At 40.2% G+C, this 24,494-nt stretch carries 27 protein-coding genes; 20 read left to right on the forward strand and 7 right to left on the reverse strand.

What is annotated here, in order from left to right:
* The first annotated feature begins 139 nt into the window (after positions 1-139).
* The 14 genes from FE392_RS03970 (at position 140) to FE392_RS04035 (ending at position 12,208) form a co-directional block, all read left to right on the forward strand.
* Entirely contained in the window at positions 140-640 is a 501-nt protein-coding gene (locus FE392_RS03970) for a cupin domain-containing protein (protein ID WP_319928935.1), read from the forward strand.
* Between the two features lie 75 nt (positions 641-715).
* Positions 716-1,078, forward strand: a complete 363-nt coding sequence (locus FE392_RS03975; RefSeq protein WP_319928936.1) for a cupin domain-containing protein — start codon at positions 716-718, stop codon at positions 1,076-1,078.
* Positions 1,079-1,318: 240 nt separating this feature from the next.
* Complete coding sequence (locus tag FE392_RS03980; RefSeq protein ID WP_319928937.1) at positions 1,319-1,780, forward strand: NUDIX hydrolase; 462 nt, start codon at positions 1,319-1,321, stop codon at positions 1,778-1,780.
* 205 nt (positions 1,781-1,985) lie between these two features.
* Positions 1,986-2,648 carry a glutathione S-transferase family protein gene (locus FE392_RS03985; RefSeq protein WP_319928938.1) on the forward strand — a complete coding sequence of 221 codons (663 nt, stop codon included), beginning with the start codon at positions 1,986-1,988 and terminating at the stop codon, positions 2,646-2,648.
* 236 nt (positions 2,649-2,884) lie between these two features.
* Positions 2,885-3,658: an isocitrate lyase/PEP mutase family protein gene (locus tag FE392_RS03990; RefSeq protein WP_319928939.1), complete on the forward strand. Its 774-nt coding sequence runs from the start codon at positions 2,885-2,887 to the stop codon at positions 3,656-3,658.
* Complete coding sequence (locus FE392_RS03995) at positions 3,645-4,688, forward strand: bifunctional transcriptional activator/DNA repair enzyme AdaA (RefSeq protein ID WP_319928940.1); 1,044 nt, start codon at positions 3,645-3,647, stop codon at positions 4,686-4,688. The genes FE392_RS03990 and FE392_RS03995 overlap by 14 nt, the downstream gene beginning before the upstream one ends.
* Before the next feature lie 329 nt (positions 4,689-5,017).
* A complete protein-coding gene (locus tag FE392_RS04000) occupies positions 5,018-7,090 on the forward strand; it encodes a replication endonuclease (protein ID WP_319928941.1) in 2,073 nt (690 codons plus the stop codon).
* 237 nt (positions 7,091-7,327) lie between these two features.
* Positions 7,328-7,753, forward strand: a complete 426-nt coding sequence (locus tag FE392_RS04005) for a hypothetical protein (protein WP_319928942.1) — start codon at positions 7,328-7,330, stop codon at positions 7,751-7,753.
* A gap of 86 nt (positions 7,754-7,839) precedes the next feature.
* Positions 7,840-8,073: a hypothetical protein gene (locus FE392_RS04010; RefSeq protein WP_319928943.1), complete on the forward strand. Its 234-nt coding sequence runs from the start codon at positions 7,840-7,842 to the stop codon at positions 8,071-8,073.
* A gap of 7 nt (positions 8,074-8,080) precedes the next feature.
* Entirely contained in the window at positions 8,081-8,329 is a 249-nt protein-coding gene (locus tag FE392_RS04015) for a hypothetical protein (protein ID WP_319928944.1), read from the forward strand.
* 123 nt (positions 8,330-8,452) lie between these two features.
* Entirely contained in the window at positions 8,453-9,748 is a 1,296-nt protein-coding gene (locus FE392_RS04020; RefSeq protein WP_319928945.1) for a hypothetical protein, read from the forward strand.
* Positions 9,749-9,760: 12 nt separating this feature from the next.
* Entirely contained in the window at positions 9,761-10,051 is a 291-nt protein-coding gene (locus FE392_RS04025; protein ID WP_319928946.1) for a DUF2523 family protein, read from the forward strand.
* Positions 10,052-10,061: 10 nt separating this feature from the next.
* On the forward strand, positions 10,062-11,087 hold the full coding sequence (locus FE392_RS04030; protein WP_319928947.1) for a zonular occludens toxin family protein: 1,026 nt from the start codon (positions 10,062-10,064) through the stop codon (positions 11,085-11,087).
* Entirely contained in the window at positions 11,084-12,208 is a 1,125-nt protein-coding gene (locus FE392_RS04035; RefSeq protein WP_319928948.1) for a type II secretion system protein GspD, read from the forward strand. Before FE392_RS04030 ends, FE392_RS04035 begins: the two co-directional genes overlap by 4 nt.
* Positions 12,209-12,950: 742 nt before the next feature.
* On the opposite strand, the gene FE392_RS04040 is transcribed toward FE392_RS04035, so the two are convergent.
* A complete protein-coding gene (locus FE392_RS04040; RefSeq protein ID WP_319928949.1) occupies positions 12,951-13,346 on the reverse strand; it encodes a hypothetical protein in 396 nt (131 codons plus the stop codon).
* 123 nt (positions 13,347-13,469) lie between these two features.
* Between FE392_RS04040 and FE392_RS04045 the strand changes: the two genes are divergently transcribed.
* Complete coding sequence (locus FE392_RS04045) at positions 13,470-13,718, forward strand: hypothetical protein (protein WP_319928950.1); 249 nt, start codon at positions 13,470-13,472, stop codon at positions 13,716-13,718.
* A 117-nt stretch (positions 13,719-13,835) separates the two neighbouring features.
* On the opposite strand, the gene FE392_RS04050 is transcribed toward FE392_RS04045, so the two are convergent.
* The 3 genes from FE392_RS04050 to FE392_RS04060 all read right to left on the reverse strand — a co-directional run bounded on the left by FE392_RS04050 (position 13,836) and on the right by FE392_RS04060 (position 15,889).
* Positions 13,836-14,144 carry a hypothetical protein gene (locus FE392_RS04050; RefSeq protein ID WP_319928951.1) on the reverse strand — a complete coding sequence of 103 codons (309 nt, stop codon included), beginning with the start codon at positions 14,142-14,144 and terminating at the stop codon, positions 13,836-13,838.
* Between the two features lie 162 nt (positions 14,145-14,306).
* The gene (locus FE392_RS04055; protein WP_319928952.1) at positions 14,307-14,504 is read right to left on the reverse strand and encodes a hypothetical protein; all 198 of its coding nucleotides are present in this window, start codon (positions 14,502-14,504) and stop codon (positions 14,307-14,309) included.
* 470 nt (positions 14,505-14,974) lie between these two features.
* On the reverse strand, positions 14,975-15,889 hold the full coding sequence (locus tag FE392_RS04060) for a LysR family transcriptional regulator (RefSeq protein ID WP_319928953.1): 915 nt from the start codon (positions 15,887-15,889) through the stop codon (positions 14,975-14,977).
* A 78-nt stretch (positions 15,890-15,967) separates the two neighbouring features.
* Here FE392_RS04060 and FE392_RS04065 point away from each other — a divergent pair, with 78 nt between their 5' ends.
* Positions 15,968-16,936: an MBL fold metallo-hydrolase gene (locus tag FE392_RS04065; RefSeq protein WP_319928954.1), complete on the forward strand. Its 969-nt coding sequence runs from the start codon at positions 15,968-15,970 to the stop codon at positions 16,934-16,936.
* A 78-nt stretch (positions 16,937-17,014) separates the two neighbouring features.
* On the opposite strand, the gene FE392_RS04070 is transcribed toward FE392_RS04065, so the two are convergent.
* On the reverse strand, positions 17,015-18,304 hold the full coding sequence (locus tag FE392_RS04070; protein WP_319928955.1) for an arsenic transporter: 1,290 nt from the start codon (positions 18,302-18,304) through the stop codon (positions 17,015-17,017).
* 199 nt (positions 18,305-18,503) lie between these two features.
* Positions 18,504-18,839 carry a metalloregulator ArsR/SmtB family transcription factor gene (locus FE392_RS04075; RefSeq protein WP_319928956.1) on the reverse strand — a complete coding sequence of 112 codons (336 nt, stop codon included), beginning with the start codon at positions 18,837-18,839 and terminating at the stop codon, positions 18,504-18,506.
* A gap of 480 nt (positions 18,840-19,319) precedes the next feature.
* On the opposite strand from FE392_RS04075, the gene FE392_RS04080 reads away from it, so the two are divergent.
* Genes FE392_RS04080 through FE392_RS04090 form a run of 3 tightly spaced genes read left to right on the forward strand, consistent with a single transcriptional unit; the run spans position 19,320 to position 22,742 of the window.
* Positions 19,320-20,366 (forward strand): extracellular solute-binding protein, encoded by a 1,047-nt coding sequence (locus FE392_RS04080; protein ID WP_319928957.1) that lies wholly within the window; start codon positions 19,320-19,322, stop codon positions 20,364-20,366.
* Entirely contained in the window at positions 20,350-22,041 is a 1,692-nt protein-coding gene (locus tag FE392_RS04085) for an ABC transporter permease (protein ID WP_319928958.1), read from the forward strand. Before FE392_RS04080 ends, FE392_RS04085 begins: the two co-directional genes overlap by 17 nt.
* A 47-nt stretch (positions 22,042-22,088) precedes the next feature.
* On the forward strand, positions 22,089-22,742 hold the full coding sequence (locus tag FE392_RS04090; RefSeq protein ID WP_439153461.1) for an ABC transporter ATP-binding protein: 654 nt from the start codon (positions 22,089-22,091) through the stop codon (positions 22,740-22,742).
* 122 nt (positions 22,743-22,864) lie between these two features.
* Here the strand turns inward: FE392_RS04090 and FE392_RS04095 are convergent, their stop codons facing one another.
* Positions 22,865-23,548 (reverse strand): HAD-IA family hydrolase, encoded by a 684-nt coding sequence (locus FE392_RS04095; protein ID WP_319928974.1) that lies wholly within the window; start codon positions 23,546-23,548, stop codon positions 22,865-22,867.
* A gap of 244 nt (positions 23,549-23,792) precedes the next feature.
* On the opposite strand from FE392_RS04095, the gene FE392_RS04100 reads away from it, so the two are divergent.
* Positions 23,793-24,482: a DJ-1/PfpI family protein gene (locus FE392_RS04100; protein ID WP_319928960.1), complete on the forward strand. Its 690-nt coding sequence runs from the start codon at positions 23,793-23,795 to the stop codon at positions 24,480-24,482.
* Positions 24,483-24,494 lie beyond the last annotated feature (12 nt).

Genomic DNA, 24,494 nt, shown 5'->3' on the forward strand with positions numbered 1-24,494 from the left:
AGTACTATAAAAATGCTGGGCACGTCGTTAATTTATTAGATCCCAGTTGCCGGAGTGGATCTCTTTGATTTAGGTATTATGATTTATCCATTCCACATTCCTAATTAGCTCGTTTTTGTTGAGTGCTGGAGAAAGAGCTGTGATAGACGAAAAGCGAGAGCATGACTTTATAATCAAAAATATAAATGAAGTTGAATTGGATAATGTTGAACGTTTACCACTTTATGCTTCTCATGGTGCTTCCTTGACTGAAGGCACTTTGGCAAGCAAACTTGGTGCCTCTATTGATTGCATTCCAGCAGGAAAGCGCGCAGTTCCATATCATTTTCATCATTCACAAGAGGAGATGTTCATTATTATCAGCGGCTTTGGAACACTTCGAATTGCTGATAAAATGATTTCTATAAAAGAGGGCGATGTTATTTGTATCCCTCCGGGAGATAAATATCCACATCAAATTATCAATACATCCGATGATACCTTACGTTATATTTCCATCAGTACAATGGAAAGCCCTGAAATATGCGAATATCCTGATTCAAATAAATACTTAGTTAAATCGACAATAAATGGCGTAAACAAATTCAGAGCCATAAATTTTCGTGGCGAGAATATTGATTATTGGGAAAACGAACCATAATAAATTGCACGATTATTCAAAATTCATGACGCAAAGTTAAATATGCTGGATTTTTCTTAAACCGGGGAGACACAAATGTACCAACCCATTAATTTAGAGAATAAACTATCCCTTTTCACTGAACATTGGCAGCCCAAAATCATTGCTGAGATGAATGACTATCAGTTTAAAGTGGTTAAAATGCTTGGTGACTTTGTTTGGCACACACATCCAGAAACCGATGAAGTTTTTATTGTGCTGGAGGGTGCTTTAAGAATTGATTTTCGTGATGGTGAAGTGCTGATTAATGCGGGAGAAATGTACGTTGTTCCGAAAGGAATCGAACATAAGCCCTATGCCAGCGCCGAAGCTAAAATTATGCTCATCGAGCCTCGCGGTGTAGTAAATACCGGCGATGAGGGTGGGGAACTGACAGCAAAAAATGATGTCTGGATTTGATTAAAAGTAGCAATCTAAATAATCTTCGGTCCTGAACAAAGAGCCGAATGATATTCAGAACATCTTCCTGAACACGCTTGCTTTGGTTACTGTACAATGCAAGAAGCATTAGCCGTAAGCAAGCGTGCATGAGGGCTTTATCATTTCCAATGAAGAAAAGATGCAGATAAATTTCACTTAACTTTTATAACTTATTGTTTAAAATGAACATACTTTCTCATTGGGATATGGTAGTAAAATATGCGTGTTCGGTGTTCCGCTAGGTTGCTTATCGTCAACTCATCTAGGCAAGTGCTGTTGTTTCGTTTTGTACATACAAACGATGCGTTGGCAGGGCAGTCTTATTGGGCTACTCCAGGTGGAGGTGTTGAACATGGCGAGTCTTTTGAACAGGCTGCTATCAGAGAGCTGAGAGAAGAGACTGGTATTATTCGGGATAGTGTTGGGCAATCTGTTGCACAGAGAACTTTCGAAATGACTCTCCCCAGTGGAGAAATAGTTCTGGCAGAAGAGCGTTTTTTTATAGTCTTATCCAATGAAAACGAGATCAATACTAGCGAATGGACTGATAATGAAAAATCAGTTATCCATCGTCACCATTGGTGGGAACTTACAGATCTGATTCAAACGCCGGATATAATATATCCTTCAGATATTGCAAAAATAATATCTTCGCATGTATTTGATGATCTCGAACAATAACCCATTTAGTTCGCTCTCTTTTTCCGGCGTCAACCATAGCGAAGGGTTGATATTACCCACTGATATCATGAAATCGTTCGGGCAAGTTTAGTATTGGTTTTGGGGGAAAGAAAAGGGGGCTTATCTTTTTGTTTCACCTCCATATGAAGCTCAGTTGCGGCTTCATGGAATATGTTCCATTCTTAAAAATTTTCTGGAGAATACATTGTTAACGGTCTGGGGTCGTAAAACGTCATCTAATGTGCAAGCTCTCATGTGGTGTATTGGAGAGTTAGAATTACCCTATAAGAGATATGATATTGGGCACCGTTATGGTGGCACGAACACTGACGAGTTTTATCACTTAAATCCAAACCGTACAGTCCCTGTTTTACAGGATGGTTCAAATCCTCCATTATGGGAAACAGGAGCTATACTTCGGTATCTTGCTAACCAATATGCAAAAGGGCATTTTTGGCCTGATGATTTACTAGCAAGAACTGAAGTTGATCGTTGGATGGAATGGTCAAAGTTAAATGTCGCACTGGCATTTACTGCTCCAATATTTTGGCGGGTCGCTCGTACTCCTGATGAGTTGCATGATATAGAAGCTATCAGACTGGCTGTTGAACGGTTTGAAAATAATTTAATGATTGCTGAAGAAATATTAGCCTCAAGGGATTATTTGGCAAGCGAGCACTTCACATTAGCCGATATCCAATTTGGTCATGTTTTATATCGTTATTATGATATTGATATAAAAAGAAAATCACTTCCAAATATAGACGCTTATTATAAACGGCTTCTTAGCAGACCAGCATATTGTGAGCATGTGGTTATTTCGTATGATGAACTCAGACCTAATAGTGCACATAAAGGGCCTGTTTAAGATTTTTGACTTTGCTCCTACAAATTTACACTAACGAGATTATTAGAACTTCAATTTTCGATGCATAATTATATTTATGCATACTTGTCAAAGCTAAGTAGACATGTCCTGCGAACATAAAATCAAAGCACTTTATATTATCGATATAATAGATCAAAAATGGTCGTCTAATTTTCGGTTGTGGCTATTTCATCGAATGCTTACATTTATTCAAAACACCATAACTGGAAACTCCTATGAATTTTACCGAACTTCATTATCAAAAGGTTCCTTTACTGATTGCTAATGTCTGGGATGTAAGTAGTGCGATAATAGCTCAGCAAGCAGGTTATCAAGTGTTGGGAACGTCAAGTGCAGCGATTGCCTCTACATTAGGTTACGAAGATGGAGAAGCTATGTCTTTCGACGAATTGCTATATATCGTCGGTCGTATCAAATCCGTCTGTGACCTACCATTAAGTGTTGATGTTGAAGCAGGCTTTGGAAAAACAGCTAATGAGATAGCAATTAACCTTAAACGCCTTTCTCGCCTTGGGGTCGTTGGTATCAACCTCGAAGATAGTAAAGTTGTTAATGGTATCAGACAACTAGATAATGCAGCTGAATTTGCTAGTAAATTAAAAGAAATCCGCAGTGCATTCGTTGTAGAAAATAACCCACTGTTTTTTAATATTCGTACTGATACTTTTCTTCTCAATCATGAACAGTCATTACAAGAAACAATATTACGGGCTCATTTATATGAGGAGGCAGGGGCAAATGGCCTTTTCGTTCCATGTCTAACCTCTGAAAATGATATTAAAACAATTTCGCAAGGGATTAATGTAGCATTAAATATAATGTGCATGCCAGATCTACCTAGCTTCAATAAACTAGGTGAACTTGGTGTAAACCGTATCTCGATGGGAAATGTTATACATTCAAAAATTCAATCAAAACTTAAAGGTTTAATGTTAGCTATTAAATCGCATCAGTCATTTGAAGGTGTTTTTACTCATGAAAATTATTGATAAAAATAAAATCAACATCTGTTACAAGGCATTACTTGAACGTGATACTGAGTATACGGGAGTATTCTTTGTTGGTGTAAAAACCACAAGCGTATTTTGTATTTCAGTATGCCGAGCACGAAAACCGAAAAAAGAAAATGTTGAATTTTATACAGATATTAAGTCTGTGTTAGATGCAGGATTTCGTCCTTGTAAAATATGCCGACCAATGGAAAATGCCCATAGTGCACCACGTTTTATTGAGGAAGCGCTTGATCTTGTTAGAGCCACCCCTAAGACACGAATAAGTGACACCGTTCTTCGAAAATATAATATTAGCCCTGAACGTGTACGACGCTGGTTTTTACAAAATCATGGAATCACATTTCATGCATTTCAACGAATGCAACGTGTGAATAGTGCCCTACAAGAACTCAAAGGAGGTCGCGCAACCATTGAAGTTGCTTTTGATAATGGTTATGAATCATTAAGTGGTTTTGGGTATACCTATAAACAGCTCATCGGTGTCTCCCCAACAGAGCCGAGTGACGTGATTATGCTCCACCGCTTTACCAGTCCGCTTGGCCCGATGTTTGTTTGTGCAACCGAACGCGGAGTATGCTTGTTAGAATTTACTGATCACCGGATGTTAGAGGTTAAATTTAGCGATCTTCAACGCTTATTAAAAGCTAAAATAATATCAGGTGAAAATAAGCATACTCAGCAGGCAGAAAAAGAAATTGGTGAATATTTTGCCGGAAAACGGTTGCAATTCGATCTTTTACTTGATACCCCAGGTAGTGATTTCCAACGTATAGTCTGGCAACAATTATGTCGAGTTCCTTTCGGTAAAACATCACATTCTCAAAAACTTTTTGAACAAGTTGAAAGACAAAATTCGGTACGAGAGGTAGCTGCTGCAAATGGAGCCAATAGAATCGCAATTGTTATTCCTTGCCATCGAATCATCGGTAAAGGTGGCTATGGCGGTGTAGCTCGAAAAAAATGGCTCATTGAGCACGAAAAGACTGTGCTAAAACAAAAAATTTAGATTCAACGGGCGTTGTGGCGGTGGCTTCTTAACCTGAAATCTGAAATTTTTTACTCCTACAAGATGTACCATCATCAACGGCACCATTTATGGGAACAGTTGAAGTGCTATCAATAGCGCTTTTTTTAAAAGCCACCCTGATTCGCATAATGTATAACCGTTATGTTAAAAAGGGTTCTCACTCATTTCGGCAAAATGGGAACCGCCGAAATGAGTGAGGTTCCTCTTTAGCATAACGTGGATTATGCGAACCCTGCGCCGATCTCTACTTTCCTCCCGAATAAAAATGTTCATACCCCTTGTCCACCTGAACTAGTACAAGAGGTATTATGAGCGTTGTTTATTCAAATTCAGACCGTGCTGAATTGGGTATTCAGTTTTTGAATGCCTACAATGATTATTTTGGTTCATTTCACCGTCAACATAAGCCTTTACAATCCCAACCTGAATATCAACAGAACATCGCCCGTTTCAATCAGTCAAAACGGCATTATTTGTTTTCTCGACAGCGTTATATTCAAATATTTGGAGAGCAAGAAGGGGCGTTTTTGCCTTCTCTTGATTCTCGCGTTCACCAAATCATTTTTTTGTTTGAAGCTGATTCATTACCTGAATTTTCTTTTGATTGGCGCATGTATGTTGCTTATTTAACCTCTGGTTTCGGTTCTTTTTCTTTGTCTGTCGCGCAAGCTGTTTGTAGTTTAGTTAAGGTGTTAGGCGTTGAGAAAGCGGTAGAGAGGCTAGAAATGGCTTATTCTTTGGCGTTTGTTACTCCAGACGGCAAAGGAAAAGGCATTAACCTTTTCGGTTCAGATGAAGATTTACAACTGGTAGCTGATGATCTTGTTCAGTCATTATCTGGCTCGCCTTTATGGTCTTGGTTTGAATCTTCTGGTGATAGGGATGTTTTTTGCCATGCCTTTATTCAAGTTATCACGAACCGTGTAGAACAGGATTTTAATTTCCCTGCTAATACCGTGTTAAATTTGGTCAGCACACATAAGGAATTAGGCGTTGTTCTGCGTTTTATGAATCCTTATTTTGTTCGTCGCTTCTTGGATCGACAACGGCTTACCAGAGTACTTGAGATCTCCCGTATCTTGATGATGCTCTCACCATTAAAACCTTATTCCTCTGACTGGCTACTTTCACATTATAAACGTAAGGACGCTAAAACATTGCGTTTTCTCGAAGCAATGGGGATTTTTGATGCAGATGATAAATTGGTTTGCAGCCTAAAAGAAGCGTTTGATTCCTCTGTTTCCAATCGCAAAAATCGAGTTGTCGAACTGATAGTTAGGGCAAAAGGGGTTTGTTCACTAGCTGAAAATATGGGTTTGCAAGGTTACTTTATTGTATTGACCTGTCCTTCTCGTTTTCATTCAGTCAGGACCGTGAAGAACAGTAAAACAGGTAAGGCTTTTCATGTTGAAAACCCACAATGGATTGAAAATGGAATGCCTACTATTCGTGATTCACATCAATGGTTGCTAGACACTTTCACTCGTGTCCGTAAGCGCTTGGATAAACTCAATATCACTATTCCAGGATTGAGAACAGTTGAGCCTCATGCTGATGGCTGTGTTCACTGGAATATATTGTTTTATTCTCAAACTGAGCATTTAGATACAGTTCTATCGATTTTTAAAGAGGAAGCATTTAGAGATTCACCAGATGAGAAGGGGGCGAAACAGCACCGTATAAAAGTGACGCCGGTTGATCCTGAAAAGGGTGATGGTTTCTCTTATATCATTAAATACATCACTAAAATGGCAGGATTTGAGGATTCTAAAGGCATTTCAGGGCTGAATGATAAATATTCAGGAGCCTCATTTCAGAATGCTGTACAGCGTGTTTCTGTCTGGTCGCGCGTTTCAGGAATTCGACTTTTCCAATTCTTCGGCTGCCCCAGTGTGACTGTTTATCGCCAATTACGGTGTTTGCGCCATCCATTGAAAAAAGGTGATATTTCATTGGAGCATTTTACTGATGATGAAAAAAGTGAACTCGAAGAATTACGCCTTGCTGCTGATGATGGCAATTTTTTACGTTATATAGAATTAAGCGGCGGTTTTTTCTCGGATTTTGTGGTGAAGCCTTATTACCTTACTCAGGTTATTGATGGTGAAGAAAAAAAGAATTGCTACGAAGAAACCGCAAATAAAGCTGTTTATGGTTTTACCTTTCATCACCATGTTTTTATAACTCGTTTTACAAATTGTGAGGTTAGAAGAATGAATGAAGCAGATCGCCTTGTGTTGGAATTTTTACGCGCAGATGAAAACACCTTAAATCAGGAATTTTTAGATTGTCTCGATCAAGGTTCTGATGATTTTGAAGATGATTATGAACCGGAGAACGGTAAGCGTTTGAAGAGTTTATTGGAAGGCACTCATTCATGATGTGTTTTTCTTTGTATGCAATGTATATCCGGATAGATACGCTATTGCGTTGCAGGGATGCTGCATCGTTATTGCCGGTCAGCGCTGCTTGCTTTTTGTTCACAAAAGAGAGCGTGGCGTGTTTTTTATGGTGTCTTTTGAAAACAAAGCGGTCACAAGGTGAGGCACGAGCCTTGCGACCGCTTTGTTTTCCTTGGACTCGTGACAATAACTGTCGCCAAATAGAGAGATGAAAATATGATTCAGAATTATGTAGATCGTTACCAGTATAAACATGCTATGCCTGATGGTTTTAAATCAATGGCAGTTCAAGGCGGACACTTTTCTCACGTGCTTTCAGATGTTGAAGAAAAGGAATTTTTAGCACCTGATGGTACGAAAGAGCTTAAGCAAAAAGAAAAATTTGGTTTTGTATTGGCGGTGCCATTTGATGATCATAAGTTAAAGGTAAGAACAACTGAGTTTCGTAAATATGTTTGTTCTAAAGAAGATTATTTCTTTCTTAAATCCATTGAAGCGGACATTTCAGAACAACCTGTTTATGTCTCATTTTTACCGAGTTCGTGGGCAACATCACGGGACAATAATGGTGTCTGGTATCAATATGTCTCTGGCTCAATCCAGCGATTTGATGGAAAGCCATTAATCAGTAATAAAAAATAATTAATCAACGGAATGTTTTTTATGTACCGATGGAAACTGTGAAGCACTTAATTAAGATATAGATGAATCTTTAGGAATGGTTGTTTGTGAATGACTATGCCGAAATTAAAACCAAAATTTGTCATGAGAATGGTTGTAGTGATGTGACTTTGAAATTACCGAAAACGGAAGTAATTAAATTAAAATCTTCGGTAATTTCAGATAATCCGCCTTTGGGAAATTTCGATATGAATATTCTGGGTGCGGGTTTAGGGCTTGTCTTAATCTTTTATGTATTAGGTTATGGATTAGGGCGAATAATTAAAATGGTTAATTTATAGGTATCTTATGAATATTAAAAATATTGTTTCTTCTGCTTATTTGAAATCCGGTTTATTGGCTGTGAGTATATTGAGTTCCTCCGCTTTTGCTGCTGAGGGTGAACCTCAAAACGTGAATTATTTTGCTATGTTAGCAAAGCAGATTGATGTTGCTCCAATTATTACAGGTGTTGTCTCTGTGGCAGGAACAGTGATGGGTGTGGCTGTCGTGGTTATGGGAATTAAAAAAGTAGCTCGCATGCTTAATTCGTTTTAATGGGCAGGGGCTTTTATTGCCCCTTTTCAGAGGTTTTTATGTGGGAATTAATGAGCTTTTTCACCGGGGTATTATGTGGATGGGCGGTTATACAGGGGCTGACAACCTATTAGAGTAAACGGAATGAAAAAATTTAATGGGCTGTTTATTGTTATTTTTATATTCATATTTACACCGTTATTGACTTACGCTTTTGTGCCCGTCGTGGTCGGGTTATTAGGCCAGAATTTAATCAGGACGGGGATCACTCGCGTTGTGGCGTCTCGGGCATTACAGGGTGCGGCGAATGATGCCGTTTATTTGACACTGGTTAACAACACTCGACGCAGTTTATCTTCCACTATTCTGAATTTAGCGAAAAACAAAAGCGTATTAAAAACTGCGGGCGGCGTGGCCACTTTTGCGTTTGTGGCTGAACAGCTCCGCGTTCCTGATGTTATCCGTGATGTCAAAATCTCGTCAGACAGACAGGTCTTACTTTCTGATGAGGCCAATATGGTTAACTATCGGTATATGGTTGCTATTGGGGCGGGCGGCGTGCGGCCGTATCTTTTTTCCAATGATCTGGATTCCTTAGCGAATGAATCTTTTATTTATGATTTAAAAAAAGGGTTATTGTCGAATACCTGCATTGAGGGGAATTGCCGATTTTCTAATTTACGGGATTTGAAAATTGACCAGGAAGGCAAGGTTTTTCGGGTATCCGCGGCTTATGATGTCGAATTAAAAACTTACTCAGGGGATTGGCGAAATGAAGAGAGAGCGTATACCCGCGTACTGAAGTTAAACCCGTCTTATCATGATGCTAAATTTGAACAAGAATCCGCATCGGTTGATGTGAATGATGCCAAGGATAAATTTGTCACCGCAAAGCAGGTTGCTGATATGGTGAATGCGTTGCTGATGGAAACGAGCTTGAATTCGGATTACAAAGGTATCCCGTTTAATACTACAAATCCGGTGACGGAAGCCGAAATTAAGGCGGCGTTAAAAACGGATGTTATTCCGCTCACGGAATTATTGAAGCCCGTTGAACCGTATAACGATATTAAAACTAAAGAAGCGTTAAGTAAGGAACTATCGAATTTATCGAAACCTGATATTAACGATAAGAATAAAGGGGATGATGAAAATAAAGATAATGATATTGATGGTGATGTTAAGTACCCAGATTTAGACATGCCAACGGCGGAACAAATATTATTGCCGTATAAATCTTTTTTTCCTTTTTTACAGAATTTCAGTTTACCATCTCGTCCAGCCCAATGTCCGGTCTGGGATATCAACATTTCCTATATGCGTTATCAGGGAAAAATCGACTCGCATTGCCCGCTAATTGAAGAAAACAAGGGAGTTATTGAGTCGGTATTTTCATTAGTCTGGGGGTTTATTTCGCTTCGTAAATTATTAAGTGCCTAGGGGTAATATAATATGGGCCGTTTATTAAAGATATTGCTGGGTGAGGGGTTGGGTTTTGTTTTTAAGGGTATTGTCGCCAAGTTTTTTTTATTCTTTGCGTTATTTTATATTACAACGGAATTTATCCCGATTATTATCGATTGGTTTTTGCCTAACTCAATAAATTTAGCGGAGCTTTTTGGCTCTTTACCTGATGCTATCTGGTATTTTTTGAATTTATTACAGTTTCCTCTGGGCGTTCCATTGGTGATATCGGCAATGGTGACACGCTTTATTATCCGTAGATTACCGATAATCGGTTAAGGAGAATTTTATGCCGATTACTGCTTATGTAGGCTTACCCCGTTCTGGTAAATCTTATGAAGTGGTGAAATCTGTCATTGTGCCTTCGATAGCTCATGGTCGCCGTGTAATTTCTAATATTTATGGCTTGAATGAAGAAAAAATCAAAGCGTACTGTTTGAAACAGTATAAACGATTAACACCGGAGAAATTGGGTTCTCTGGTGCTTGTTGATAATAACCAATGTTTAGATGAACATTTTTTACCGTCAATGGAAAATCAGTCAACCTTTTGTCAGGCTGGCGATTTGGTTGTCATTGATGAGGTTTGGCGGGTTTGGGGTAGTGATAAAGATATTCCTAAAAATCACCGTTCGTTTATTGCTGAACATGGTCATTTTATCAATAAAGATACGGGTGTAATGTCTGATTTAATTGTTATTAATCAGTCAGTTACTGATATCCCCCGTTTTCTTAAAGCGCGTATTGATACAACTTACCGAATGCAAAAACACGTTTCAATAGGTTGGCGAAATTCTTATAGGGTTGATGTTTTTCAGGGTACAAAAATCACTAAATCTAATCGTATGAATTATTTTCAGGAAAAATACGATAAGGCGATTTTTGAACTTTATAAATCCGTTGAAGGTAGTAATCCAGTTACTTTAATGACAGATAAACGCCAATCTGTTTTTTCTTCTACTCGGGTACTTACGTTTATCATTTCAGTACCGGTTTTAATCTTCTTATCCATATATTATGGGTTGGTTGCTTATTCTGATAAAACCGCATCAAAACAACAAGAATTTGTTAATTCAACAAATAACTCTTCAAATTTGGTAGTTAATTTGCCTATTAGTAAAGGCAATTTAGTTTTGTCGGAAAAATGGCGTATTACTGGTGAACTAATTCGTGAAGGTAAGGCGTATGTGATCCTTGCAGATAAACAGGGTCGATTGCGCCTTGAACCCAGAAGTCAGTTTCAATATAGCGGGCGGCTTTTGCAGGGTGAGATTGACGGTCAGTTAGTCAATTATTATTCAGGGGGATTACAGTGAGCAAATGGATATGGATTGTGTTTTTCTTTGCGGTTTCTGTTCAGGCGAAAAATGTCAATTTCAAGCTGGATGCTGTGCCTTTGCCTAAGGCGATTGCCTTGATTTACGATGAAGTATTGCAAAAGCCCTATATGCTGGATCCGAATCTGGCCAGTGATCCCAGCCTGATAAGTTTTCATGCGACAGACAAGCAAGACTTTAACCAATTTATTGTCCGCTATTTTCAGAATATGAATATCAATGTTCATGAGAAACAAGGGGTTGTTTATTTGGTTAAGGTAAAACCGCCTGAGCCGAAAGTGATTAAGCAGAGTTTCGTTTATAGTCCCGTTCATCGTGATGTCGAGTATTTACAGGGCTTTTTGAAAGCAGAAGGGGAAGTGTCAGCCAGCGGGGATAAACTGGTTTTTTATGGGGTTAAGGATGAAATCACACGGGTACAGAGTGTGTTAAGTGCGGTTGATACGCCTTCACGTGAAGTTGTGGTGACCGGTTATGTTTTTGAGGTGCAGGATATTGAAAAAGAAGGCAGTGGAATCAATCTGTTAGCCAAATTATTATCGGGTAAGCTGGGGATCAACATCGGCACCAAGCAGAATTATGAGAACTTTATCACCATTAATGCGGGTAATTTGGATGCGATGATTGAATTATTCCGTACTGACCAGCGTTTCCATGTGGTCAGCAGCCCGACCTTGCGAGTTAAATCCGGCTCAAAAGGAAACTTTAGCGTGGGTTCTGATGTGCCGGTTCTGTCCAGTGTGACTTATCAGGATGGGCGCCCCGTTCAGGCGGTTGAATACCGTTCCAGCGGGGTAATTTTTGATATTCAGCCTTTGGTGAAGAGTGAGACCATTGATTTGAAGATACGGCAGCAACTGTCGAATTTTGTGAAAACAGAGACAGGTGTGAACCAGTCACCGACCTTGATTAAGCGTGATATTACGACCGATGTTTCGGTCAAAAGTGGCGAGATCATTGTGTTGGGCGGTTTGGCGGAAAATAAAATTGAAGAGGGAGAAACCGGATTGAGTTTTCTGCCGAAGGGTTTTTTAACCGGCAAATCGAAAGCGAATACTAAGACCGATATCGTTGTCTTGTTACAGGTAAAAATGCTCTGACGTTAACGAGCAGAAAAAGCCGCCCCCGCAACGGTGTGAGGAGGCAGGCTTTTTCTGCTTGGGAATGTCAGGCGCGATGAACAGGAATAAAACTGAAAGCGGTTTTGATCCGATGAGGTTCAGGAACGCCGAGCGGAATAAGGAATGAATTACGTTGTTACGTGAAAATTTTGACGTAAGAAAGTGCTCAGGTTAGGTGTGAATTTAAAATGCCCTTTAGGGCATGGAAGGCGGCTCGACAGAGTTATTGGGGACGCTTTGGCCAGCCGCCGAGACAAAAGGAGGGACTTTGACGGGAAATGCGGACAAAGCCCGTCGTTTTTTTGACGGGCGTTACTTTACACCCTGCAAAGCCATCTTTTAGCGGACTATCAGCAATGAGAGTGTATAACGGTCGGAGACAAAAGAAATGTTCAACGGTACGGGACGGGTTTTCATTTCGTTGAGGTCAGGAACGCTTCAGAAAGCGATTTTCCCTCTAGCACCCATTTTGCTTATTAGTTTAAATTCGTAAAAGATACCTGTTTAAAAAATATCAAATTAGAGTTTATTGTTTTGTTTTTAAGCGCATTTGTTTTCTTTTTGAGCATAAGTGTTCTATTTTTGATTATTATCTTTATAACCATTGGATTTTTAAATATGTTTTGTAGTGGGAAACCTTACCATTTAAAGGGGGTTGAAGCGGCAACATAGGATCTCCCAGTATTTTATTACTCTATAACATTGTTAAAAATGTTCATTTTTAAATAAAATCCTTTCTTTCTACGTAATAAAGCGTTTCGCCACATACAGAGCAATAGAATTCCCGAAAAACTTTGGTTGTATGGTTTCGGTTGGAAATTTTTTTTGATGAACAGTTTGAGCAAGATATTTTATCCATATCATTAAGTTCATTATTTTTTAGATAGTTTGCAAGCGTTTTTTTAGACATTAAATCATCAAATTTCTTTACTTTATTCAATCCTGCAAATCCAATAATAAAGAAAACTGAAAAAAATGCCGATAGAAGAATTCCACCGAAATTTCCTTTGAAAATACTTGTTGCTATTGATAGTAAAGCAAGAAAACCAAATACAATCATGAACATAACTGGTAATATCGCTTGATTTCGTAATTTTTTATTTTTTATATTGAACATGTTCAATCCTTTTTTGGGGTTGTTGTCGTAATCGTTTACGAGACTGACGTCTATGATACACATTATAGGATATGAGCAACTTGATATTTTCTAGTTAACTTAACGAATTAGAAGGTATCCTGTATGTCTGTAAAGAATCAAATCCGTGATCGTCTTCCTAATGGCAGATTGAAGTCTTATCGCCGAGTGGGAAGACGGTTTGCAAGCTGTGCAAGATGGTTTGATAAATCACCATCTTGGTATCGAAATTTAATGATAATCAGACCGGAACGGCTCGAAGTTAAACGCCTGCTTTCTCAGGTACGGCACGGTTGTAATCCTGATGGAATGGTATTTCCTTTGCACAATAAGCCTTTTGTATGGTTTTACTGAATTAAACATGAGAGCTTATGCTATTAAATGTGTAAGGTGCTTAAAAGATTTTTCACTCGTTTCAGCAAAATGGTAACAGCCGAAACGAGTGAGGCTCGTCTTTAGCATCGAGTAGATTTAACTATGTGACTTTCTCTCCACTGTAGCTAACGTGCCATAATAGGTCTTATAAAGAAATGTTCCGTTTTTAAACTGCGCTATTGCAGTTGATATCTTTATATCAAAAATCACATTTCCTTGATTACCTGAATTTTTAACAAAAATATCTAATGCTTCTTGATGTTCATTTCTATTCCTTTCCGCTATATTTCGAATCAATCCTTTATCCGAGATCTCAATTTTATGTGTGTATTCAGTAAATCCATGGATTTCAATAAGCTCAAATTCTTTTGGTATCACATTAGTACTTAATACAAATTTACTCATGTATCCGCCTTACGAATGATTGTAGTTACATTGGTTATGATGTTTTAGGTGATTTGTTCATCTTTCTACTTTTTTTACCATCTAGTAGGGAAGGCTAAAATTCCAGTACCGTACTACGAAAGTAGTCTAAAAGTATCTTCGGGTTTTCCAGCCACTCCAATCTTAATTTTCAGTTTGTTGTTTTACAGCATGGATCAAGTCCTTAGCTGCGTCCTTTGCATAATTATCAATCAAATGGTTAACAAGATCTGTCCATGATATAGATTTTCCAGCCACATGGCTGGCATCTATTGCTAGCCGTTCAAGCTTCAATTTTCTTTCGGCGACAATAGCCATAGTGGTTCGCTTAGGTGTTGACATAACTGAGTTCGCCTTATATTAATCAAAATACCATATTGACTTATTATAGGTAAACATTCATGTAATTGTGCCTTTGTGCTTGTATAAGTGTTTACCATGTGGTAGATTTTTTTCAATGCATGATTGTATGTATGCATATTTTTACTAACTGTGGTCACTGGAGAGTGAGTTTTTAGTCGGGTTAGTGGGATGAGAGATCAAGTACTCAGGGTTAAACCTCAGTACTTTTTTAAAAGCTACGTTGGTTCGCATAATCTATATTATGTTAAATTGAATAAAAGGAACGTATCCATGAGACGGACATAAATCTGTTGATTGGCCTTTTTGATTCCCCTTCTCTTTTTTGGGCCGTTATGTACATAGTATCTTTTGATATATCGACCGCCAGCGCCAGTGGATTTTGATGGACGCAACGCCCCGAGAAAAACAATACAAATATCTTTGGGAATATTTATACTCTCTAAAATTTTCTAACTGAATTCTTTAGTAATGATTGTTTTTAACCACATAATAACCGGATGACTGTTATTACGTTCATGCCACAATAAGCCGATATCAAACGACGGAATATCTAACATTAACGGGCTGCTTTCAAAACCATACTCTTGTTGCCATAGCTTTCCTAATGCACTCGGTACAGTTGTGATAAGCGGCATTGTTTTCAATAGCCCTGGTATGGCGGAAAAATGAGGTGTTGTGTAAACGACACTGCGGGAAACTCCTTTTGATTCCAGTAAATTATCTATCTGACTCCGGTTTGCAGATTTATAACTCACCATGACATGTTGTAGTTCAGAATAATTTTCAACAGTCATCGGCGCTTTTAAGGCCAGTTGATTAGCATCCCACAGCACAACAAAATTCATCGGGGTCACTGTTTGCCTACAAATATGCTGTATTGACGGCATCGACACGGAAATGGCCATATCGAGAGCCCCTTTTTCCAGTTGCTGCGCATCTATAAAAGGATCACTTTCTATAGTATTAATTCTGAGCCCCGGAGCTTTAGAGGCAAGTGTTGGCAATAATTTTGGCATCAACAGCATTTCAATCCAGTCAGTCATACCTAATGTAATGGTTGCCTGTACCGTTGCCGGACTAAATTCGCCGGATTTAAAAACGAAGGTCTGTAACTGAGCCATTATAGGCAAAATCGTTTGGTGAATTTCTATCGCTCTATATGTAGGTAGCATCCGATGCCCGCTGCGGATAAACAGCGAATCATTGAACATGTTACGCAAACGCGCCAGTGATGCACTCACTGCAGGTTGCCCCAAATGAAGTTTATCAGCAGTAACAGAAACACTCTGCTCCCTGAAAAGTACCATAAAGGTAACCAGTAGATTCAGATCCGTGCCTCTAAAATTATTTTCATTAATAGTCATAATAAATTCAATCAATTTGTTTGATAACACTATCTTCATAATACTGGCGCAGGTCAAACATATTGATAGGAAAAGAAAATGAAAACCGCAATAACGCTGATTGCAATTCTTACCGGTAGCCTGCTTACAGCATCCCCTCTGCTCGCCCAACCTGTGCCGGTCACGCAACAACAGGCACCCGGCTATTACCGGATGATGCTCGGCGAATGGCAGATAACGGCTGTCTCTGACGGAACGGTAAGTATCCCTCTGGATAAATTGCTAACGCATATTTCACCGGAAAAATTAAAAAATCAGATGGCCAAAGATGCTATGACCCCACTGGCTGAAACGTCTATTAATACTTTTGTTATTAATACTGGTAAGCAACTTATTCTGGTCGATACCGGTGCTGGTGCACTGATGGGAGATGCAGGCGGCCATTTGCTGACTAATCTGCGTGAAGCGGGTTTCTTACCAGAAGATATTGATATTGTTCTGTTAACCCATATCCACGGAGATCATTCTGGCGGTGTGCAATCCAACGGCTTACCGACTTTCCCTAATGCGAAGGTTTATGTGGATCAGAAAGATGTCAGTTGGTGGCTAGATCCCACTAACATCAGTAAAGTGGAAAAAAGCCAACAGTACACATTTGCAGAATCAGAGTTATCCCTGCGCCCTGTCATTAACGCAGGAAAACTTCAGGAGTTTCATGCTCCGGCAGAAATCATCCCCGGGATTAGAGCCATTCCGGCCCCAGGACATACTCCCGGCAGTGTTATTTATCGTATCAGCAATCACGGCCAACATATGATTTTCTGGGGAGATATCATTCATGCAAAAGCGGTTCAGATGCCTGAGCCCGAGGTGGCAATTCATTTTGATGTCAACCAAAAACAGGCAGTTTCAACACGAGCAAATGTTCTGACAGAGACAGTGAAATCAGGCGATTGGGTTGCTGCGGCCCATATTTCATTCCCGGGATTCGGACATGTGAAAAAGGCGGCTAATAATGGTTATCGTTGGGTTCCAATAAATTACAGTGCTAAAGGAAATAACCCATAAAATCTAGAAGATAATTGCACAAAAGCCGCAGTCACTAATTTCTTACTGATGTGACTGCGGCTTTGTTTAAATCCTATCTTATTGCAGTAGTGAAAGCCTAAGCACTAAAGCGATTAATGTTACTGTTAGTACAGGAATGGTCATAATAATACCTGTTTTGAAGTAATATCCCCATGTGATGGTCATATTTTTTTGCGATAAAACATGTAACCACAACAAAGTTGCTAAACTTCCAATCGGTGTGATTTTTGGCCCTAAATCAGCGCCGATGACATTTGCATAAACCATTGCTTGCTGTATCAATCCGGTAGCCTCACTTCCCTCAATGGATAATGCGCCAATTAACACCGTTGGCAAATTATTCATAATCGAAGATAAAAAAGCAGTGATAAATCCAGTACCTAATGTGGCAATCCATAAACCTTTATCCGCAAGATAATTGAGTATTTCTGAAAGATAGTTGGTCAACCCGGCATTTCTTAAGCCATAAACAACCAAATACATGCCGAGTGAAAAAATCACAATTTGCCACGGTGCGCCACGTAACACTTTCTTTGTGTTGATAATGTGCCCTCTGGAAGCAATGACCCAAAGCATGAATGCTCCTATTGCAGCAATGGCACTGACTGGGATACCTAAAGGCTCTAAGACAAAGAAACCTACCAATAATGATACCAATACAAACCATCCCGCTTTAAATGTTGTCATATCCTTAATCGCTAAGGCCGGGTTGCCCAGTTTTGATACATCGTATTGTTGAGGAATGTCTTTGCGGAAAAAGTAATGCAACATGATTAACGTTGTGACAATAGCGGCAATGTCAACGGGGATCATGATGGCCGCATATTCACTAAAGCCAATATTGAAGAAATCAGCAGAAACGATATTAACCAGATTGGAGACAATAAGCGGTAAACTGGCTGTATCAGCAATGAAGCCGGCGGCCATGACAAACGCCAATGTTGTTCCTTTGTTAAATCCTAAAGCCAATAACATAGCGATGACGATCGGAGTCAATATTAACGCCGCTCCATCATTAGCAAATAAGGCGGCGACTGCTGCACCCAGCAAAATAATATAGCTGAATAATAATCGCCCTTTCCCACAGCCCCATTTTGCGACGTGTAAAGCCGCCCATTCGAAGAAACCACTTTCATCTAAAAGGAGGCTGATAATGATAATGGCAACGAATGTTGCAGTTGCATTCCAGACAATATTCCAGACAACGGGAATATCTTGAAAATTGATGACACCAAATATCAGGGCTAATATTGCACCGAGAGTCGCACTCCAGCCAATCCCTAATCCCTTCGGCTGCCAAATAACAAAAGTAATCGTTAGAATAAATATTAATGCTGCGATAAGCATAACAACCTCTTTTAAAAGACGCTGAAAAGCGCCTTTTATCCGCGAATGATCATTGATCAGCTAATTGACTTGGTGCTGATATCCCAACCTGCTCATTTTTTAACAAGAAACAATGGCAACACGCTTTATCAGTGTTGATATCACTTTCACAAAAATGACATCATATATGATTTTCCATATATATTAATTTAAATTTTTTTTAAATTGAACAACTACCGACAGGCTTCTTTGTCTCCATCGCATTAATTAACTGAGAAACTCTGTTTTTCTCTGTGGCATAAGTCAGATCTATCATGTTTTTTACCCACGGTAATAATGCCGGTGATAATCGGTAATGAACCCATTTCCCATGTTTTGAATCCAGTAGCAAACCGGATTCTCGCAACATAGCAAGGTGGCGGGATGTTTTGGGCTGAGACAGATTTAAAGCGGTATAAATATCACAAACACACAGTTCTCCGGCTGCTTTCAGAAGCAATATGATGTCCAGTCTCGTTTGATCGCTCAATATTTTAAATAATTGTAACGGCTTCATAGCAGCTCCTTTGTAATCTGTTTTGCAATGTACATCCGATAAATATATGCGTCAAATTGAATGTATTTTTACTTATAAGCACTTAAAGTGGGTACTCAGGATGCGGTTGCGTTCTACGGCAATAAATAGTTTTTCTAAGAAAATACAACAGCCCGTATAAATTAAAAATAATTACCTAATATGGGTTTTATCTTCCTCAGCCTCACCTTCTGCATTGATCTAGATACAGACAAAAGAAGCGCAAAAACAAAAATAATCGAATATAAACATCGTAATTAATTCTAATTATCCACCTTAATATATTTTTTCGGTTATTAATCACTCAGGCTTTTATTTTTGTAATCAATAGAAATTGATTAATTTGTTTGATGAATGAAATTGCAAACGAGACTCATTATCATGTAAAATCATACTCTCTAGATAAAAAATACATACTTTCATTAGGTTACGCATCATCTAAATTCCGGGGTAGATAAAAACATGTCAAAAACGTTGTCAGGTATACGTAAAAAAGCATATTTACTTACATTGTCATCATCATTACTGGCCTCCTTTGCATTACCTGCTATTGCTCAGGATTCTCTGACACTCTACACGACGCGAGAACCGGGTCTGATTCAACCATTGCTTGATGAATTCAAAAAAGAAACTTCCATCAATGTAAACACGGTGTTCATTAAAGATGGAATGTTAGAACGAGTAAAAGCTGAAGGTAAAAATTCTCCCGCCGATTTACTGATGACCGTTGATGCAGGTAATCTCATGGATCTTGTTGATGCCGGAGTGACTCAGCCTATTGAATCACGTACTTTAGTCGAGGTCATCCCTGCCGAATTGCGTGATAAAAATAATCACTGGTTTAGCCTTTCAATGCGCTCTCGCGTGCTTTATGTAGAAAAATCACTGCCAATCACTCACATTAATTATGAAGATCTCGCTGACTCAAAATGGAAAGGCAAAGTATGCATACGCGCAGGCCAACATCCCTATAATACAGCGCTCATTGCAGCCATGATTGCACATGATGGTGAAGCAAAAACGGAATCTTGGTTGCGTGGTGTGAAAGACAATCTTTCACGCAAAGCGACAGGAGGAGATCGCGATGTGGCTCGAGATATTCTGGGCGGCATTTGTGATGTGGGATTGGCAAACTCTTACTATGTCGGCCGCATGAAGAACGCAAAAGAAGGAACCGATGCCCGTAAATGGGGTGATGCAATAAACGTTGTTCAGCCTAAATTTAAGAATGGCGGAACCCACGTCAATATATCGGGAGCGGCTGTAGCAAAGAATGCACCACATAAGGAACAAGCCATAAAATTGATGGAATATCTCGTTTCAGCGCCGGCCCAACAGCTCTATGCGCAGGCTAACTATGAATATCCTGTCCGCAAAGGCGTTAAACTTGATAAGACGATAGGCAATGTAATAGGTAATGTTGAAGTGGATAACCTTTCACTAACTGACATTGTCAAATACCGTAAGAAAGCTAGCGAATTGGTAGATAAAGTTGGCTTCGATCAATAAAGCTCATTCAGCGGATAAGCGCGGTACCTTCTTGCGGCCGCGCTTCGTTTTTTCTCCGCTCAGCATATCAGCCATATGTATTGCGCTGGGTATTTTGGCCCCTTTGGTTTCTTTGTTGTGGCTGGCTGCAAACGCCGGGGTCGCTCATTGGGGGCACTTGATACATTTCGTTTTGCCTGACGCAGCTTTGAATACGTTAATTCTCTTGGTTGGTGTCGCCATACTCGTTATCTCGATTGGGGCGGGCAGCGCTTGGTTGGTAACTGCCTTTGATTTTCCGGGGAAACGGCTGATTAGCTGGGCACTACTGCTGCCCTTGGCTATGCCAACTTACATTGTTGCTTTTGCTTGGCTAGATTTGTTGCATCCGATTGGCCCAATTCAAGAGGTTATACGCGGTATTCTAGGCTACGATAGCCCGCGGCAATTCCGCCTGCCCGATTTACGCTCTATGAACGGAGCCATCATTTTGCTCGGTTTGGTACTGTATCCATATGTTTACCTAACCATGCGCGCCATGTTTATCAACCAACCCGCTCATTTACTGGAAGCTGCACGAACGTTAGGCCTTGGCCCCACAGGTACTTTTTTCCGGGTCGCTTTGCCCATGGCTCGCCCTGCTTTGGTAGTTGGAACCAGCCTGGCCTTATTAGAAACGTTAAACGATATTGGTGCATCTGAATTTCTTGGCGTAAATACGTTGACGGTAACGATTTATACGACTTGGGTCACTCGCTCAGATCTGCCCGCTGCGGCACAAATCGCCTGCACAATGCTAACAATCACTATCCTGCTACTGACACTGGAGTATTACGGCCGTAAAAATCAGCGCTACAGTTCAAACAGACAAATGAGAGGTATACAGGCAACGCGATTAGCCGGTATTAAAGCTTGGACGGTGACTTGCATGACAGGGCTGCCTATCCTGCTTGGTTTTGTTGCACCGGCACTCTTTCTTGGGTGGGAAAGCTATAAACGGCTGGGAGAGAGTATGACGCTCTCTAGCAGTCTGATGCATTCACTGCAAAACTCATTGTTGCTGGCTGTGGGTGTCACTGCCGTTGTTACATTACTCAGCTTAATTATTGCTTGGTATGCCCGTCATTCTGCAATCTCGAATCGTTCACCAGAACGGCGCCGCATAACATTGAGGATCGCGTCATTGGGCTATGCCGTTCCCGGCACTGTACTGGCGATAGGTCTGTTGACACCGGGGATGGCAATTGACAACTTACTTGCAGGGCTGGCCAACATCCAAGGACTCCCCCTACTTTCTTCGGGCATATTGTTGGTTATCTGTTGTTCCATGCGTTTTATGGCAATTGGCATCGGCTCACTTGATGCGGGATTAACCCGAATCCCACCTGTGATGGAACAAACATCACGTTTACTTGGCGAAAATGAATTAACGACTTTTTTACGCGTGCATCTGCCTTTGCTGCGCCCTGCTTTGGTAACAAGTGCTTTACTGGTTTTCGCTGACGCAATGAAAGAACTTCCTGCAACGCTATTATTGAGGCCTGTCAATTTTGAGACCTTGGCGACAACGCTTTATGCTGAAGCGGCCCGAGGTACTTATGAAGAAGGAGCAATAGCCGCATTAATGATCGTTATGGTTGGAACACTTCCTGTTGTTTTATTGGCTCGCAGTCAATTAAAAACGCATGGGAAATAATAGAAAGGTTATGAGGAATTAGAAAATTGCCTGATTTAACGCTCATTATGAATAATGTCTGCGTTTCCTACGGAAACAAACATTATCGCCATCACGTACTCAATGGCTTTTCTATGCATATTGCATCCGGGGAATTAGCTTGCTTACTTGGGGCATCGGGGTGTGGTAAGACAACGGTGCTACGTGCTATTGCTGGTTTTGAGCCAATATCTCAAGGGGCTATTCATATTGGAGGGCGTTGTGTTGCTGGGCCAAAAACATGCCTTCCTCCAGAACAACGTAATGTTGGCATGGTTTTTCAAGACTATGCCCTATTTCCTCATCTGACAGCCGCGCAAAATATCGCTTTTGGTCTCCGCAAGCAGCCGAAAGATATCCAGCAATCCCGCGTACAAACTATGCTTGAACTGGTAGGGCTTTCCCCACTGGCGCGCCGCTACCCACATGAAATGTCAGGCGGACAACAACAACGGATTGCATTGGCACGGGCTTTAGCACCTCAACCAACGGTGTTATTGCTTGATGAGCCACTATCCAGTCTTGACCCTGTAAATCGAAAACGATTAGGTCAAGAAGTCAGGGATATCTTGCATGATGCAAGGCAAACTGCACTTTTGGTCACTCACAGTGAGCAAGAAGCTGAACTAATGGCTAGCCACATAGGTTATGTGAGAGAGGGAATATTTCACTTGCGAGAATGATGATGTTAATTTGATATTTAAAATAATCATTAAAAATCAAACTAATATCGAAACTCTGGTTCCAAAATTCAAGACCGCCAAGTGGGTATTTACAGCGTTTGACGGCCTCCATGCTTTTTATATTACGCAGCGTGGACAGGTTTAATTGTTAACTGTATTTGCCCATCCTTACCAACATCGGTCACTATAATGTCCCGAAGGTCGGACACAACAACTTCGCCAGGAAACTTCGACGACGGGTATGTTGTTGCCACAACAATGACATATGCCCCTGAACGGTGCCCGGCTTCGATTCCTCCCGGTGCATCCTCAACAACCAGACAGCGTCGAATATCGACACCTAACTTTGCAGCCGCTTGCAGATACCCTTCAGGATCCGGCTTGCCAGCCTGAACTTTTTCGGCTGTCACCAATGCCTTGGGTTCGGGGATCCCGCAATAAGCCAGCCTTGTTGTTGCTATATTTTCGGTTGAAGACGTCACTATTGCCCATTTGCCTTCAGGGATAGAGAAAATCAGCTCTTTCGCACCGGAAATTGTCGTAACATGGCTCTCTTTCGCCTCTTCAACTGTGAAAAGATCTACAGCGGCTTGGATATCGGCATCATCGCCTAAAATGCTGCGTGCAGTATCTTCCGGCCGACGTCCATGCGATTGGTCGATAACGGATTGAGGCTCCAGCCCATAATGTTGCGCCCAACGTGACCAGATCCGTGCGCATGCACTACTGGAATCGATTAGAGTGCCATCCATATCGAATAATATTGCGTCGACTTCGATAAATTTTCGCCAAGATTGTTCATTGATTTTCTCCTATCAATTACTTCTTTTCTTAATTTAAGTAGACAATTGAGCTGTTTTTTTCACCTTTATCTACCGGCACGCTTTATCCACTTTATTTCATGACGCCATTTTTCATTGCATTCGTTTAAATATGAATGTAGTAATGGAATACTATTCGAGTAGCACAATAGCTTCATCTGGCTGCCTTAAATATTGCTACCTTCTTTCCGTTTATAAACAAAACGTACCTTAGATCAATATAGAGATAATGGCGGAAAAACAAACCGTACGTTGTAGCCATAACGAATTAATGCAAATTAAAGTTAACATATTTTTAACTGGAGCGTGTTATATGTATACAGTTGCAATGGTTATTTTTGATGAGTTTACCGATATTGATTACTTTTTAATGCGCGATATTTTTGGCCGTTGTCGGAATGATTTTAATGTGAGAGTTTTAGGAACAAAGCCTCACCACACTTCTACTCTTGGGCAGAAAGTAGAAACCGATGATCATATATCTCTCGCCAATGATGCTGATGTTGTATTATTCAGTAGTGGTCGATTAGGAGTTCCAATGGCATTGGCTGACGATAATTTTATTAATTCATTCGAACTCGACCAACAGCGACAAATTATCGGCTCTATCTGCTCCGGATCTTTCATTCTCCAAAAGCTCGGGTTACTCGACGGAATCCAAGCAACTACCCATCCTTATGCCAGATCTGAATTTATCAATATGGGCGCTGATATAGAAGATAAGCCGCTGGTTGTGCGTGGAAACATCGGTACTGCCGGTGGCTGCCTTTCCGCAATGTATTTAACGGGTTGGATTGCAGAAAAACTTTTTGATAGCGAAAAACGTCGAAAAATGCATCATCCACTGATTCCAGTCAATCAACATGAGCTATTTGAAAATATTATTGCCGATGCTATTTCTGATGCCAAAAAGAAATAAAATGGAACAATT

The sequence above is a fragment of the Xenorhabdus santafensis genome (assembly GCF_033949405.1).
Lineage (GTDB): Bacteria > Pseudomonadota > Gammaproteobacteria > Enterobacterales > Enterobacteriaceae > Xenorhabdus > Xenorhabdus santafensis.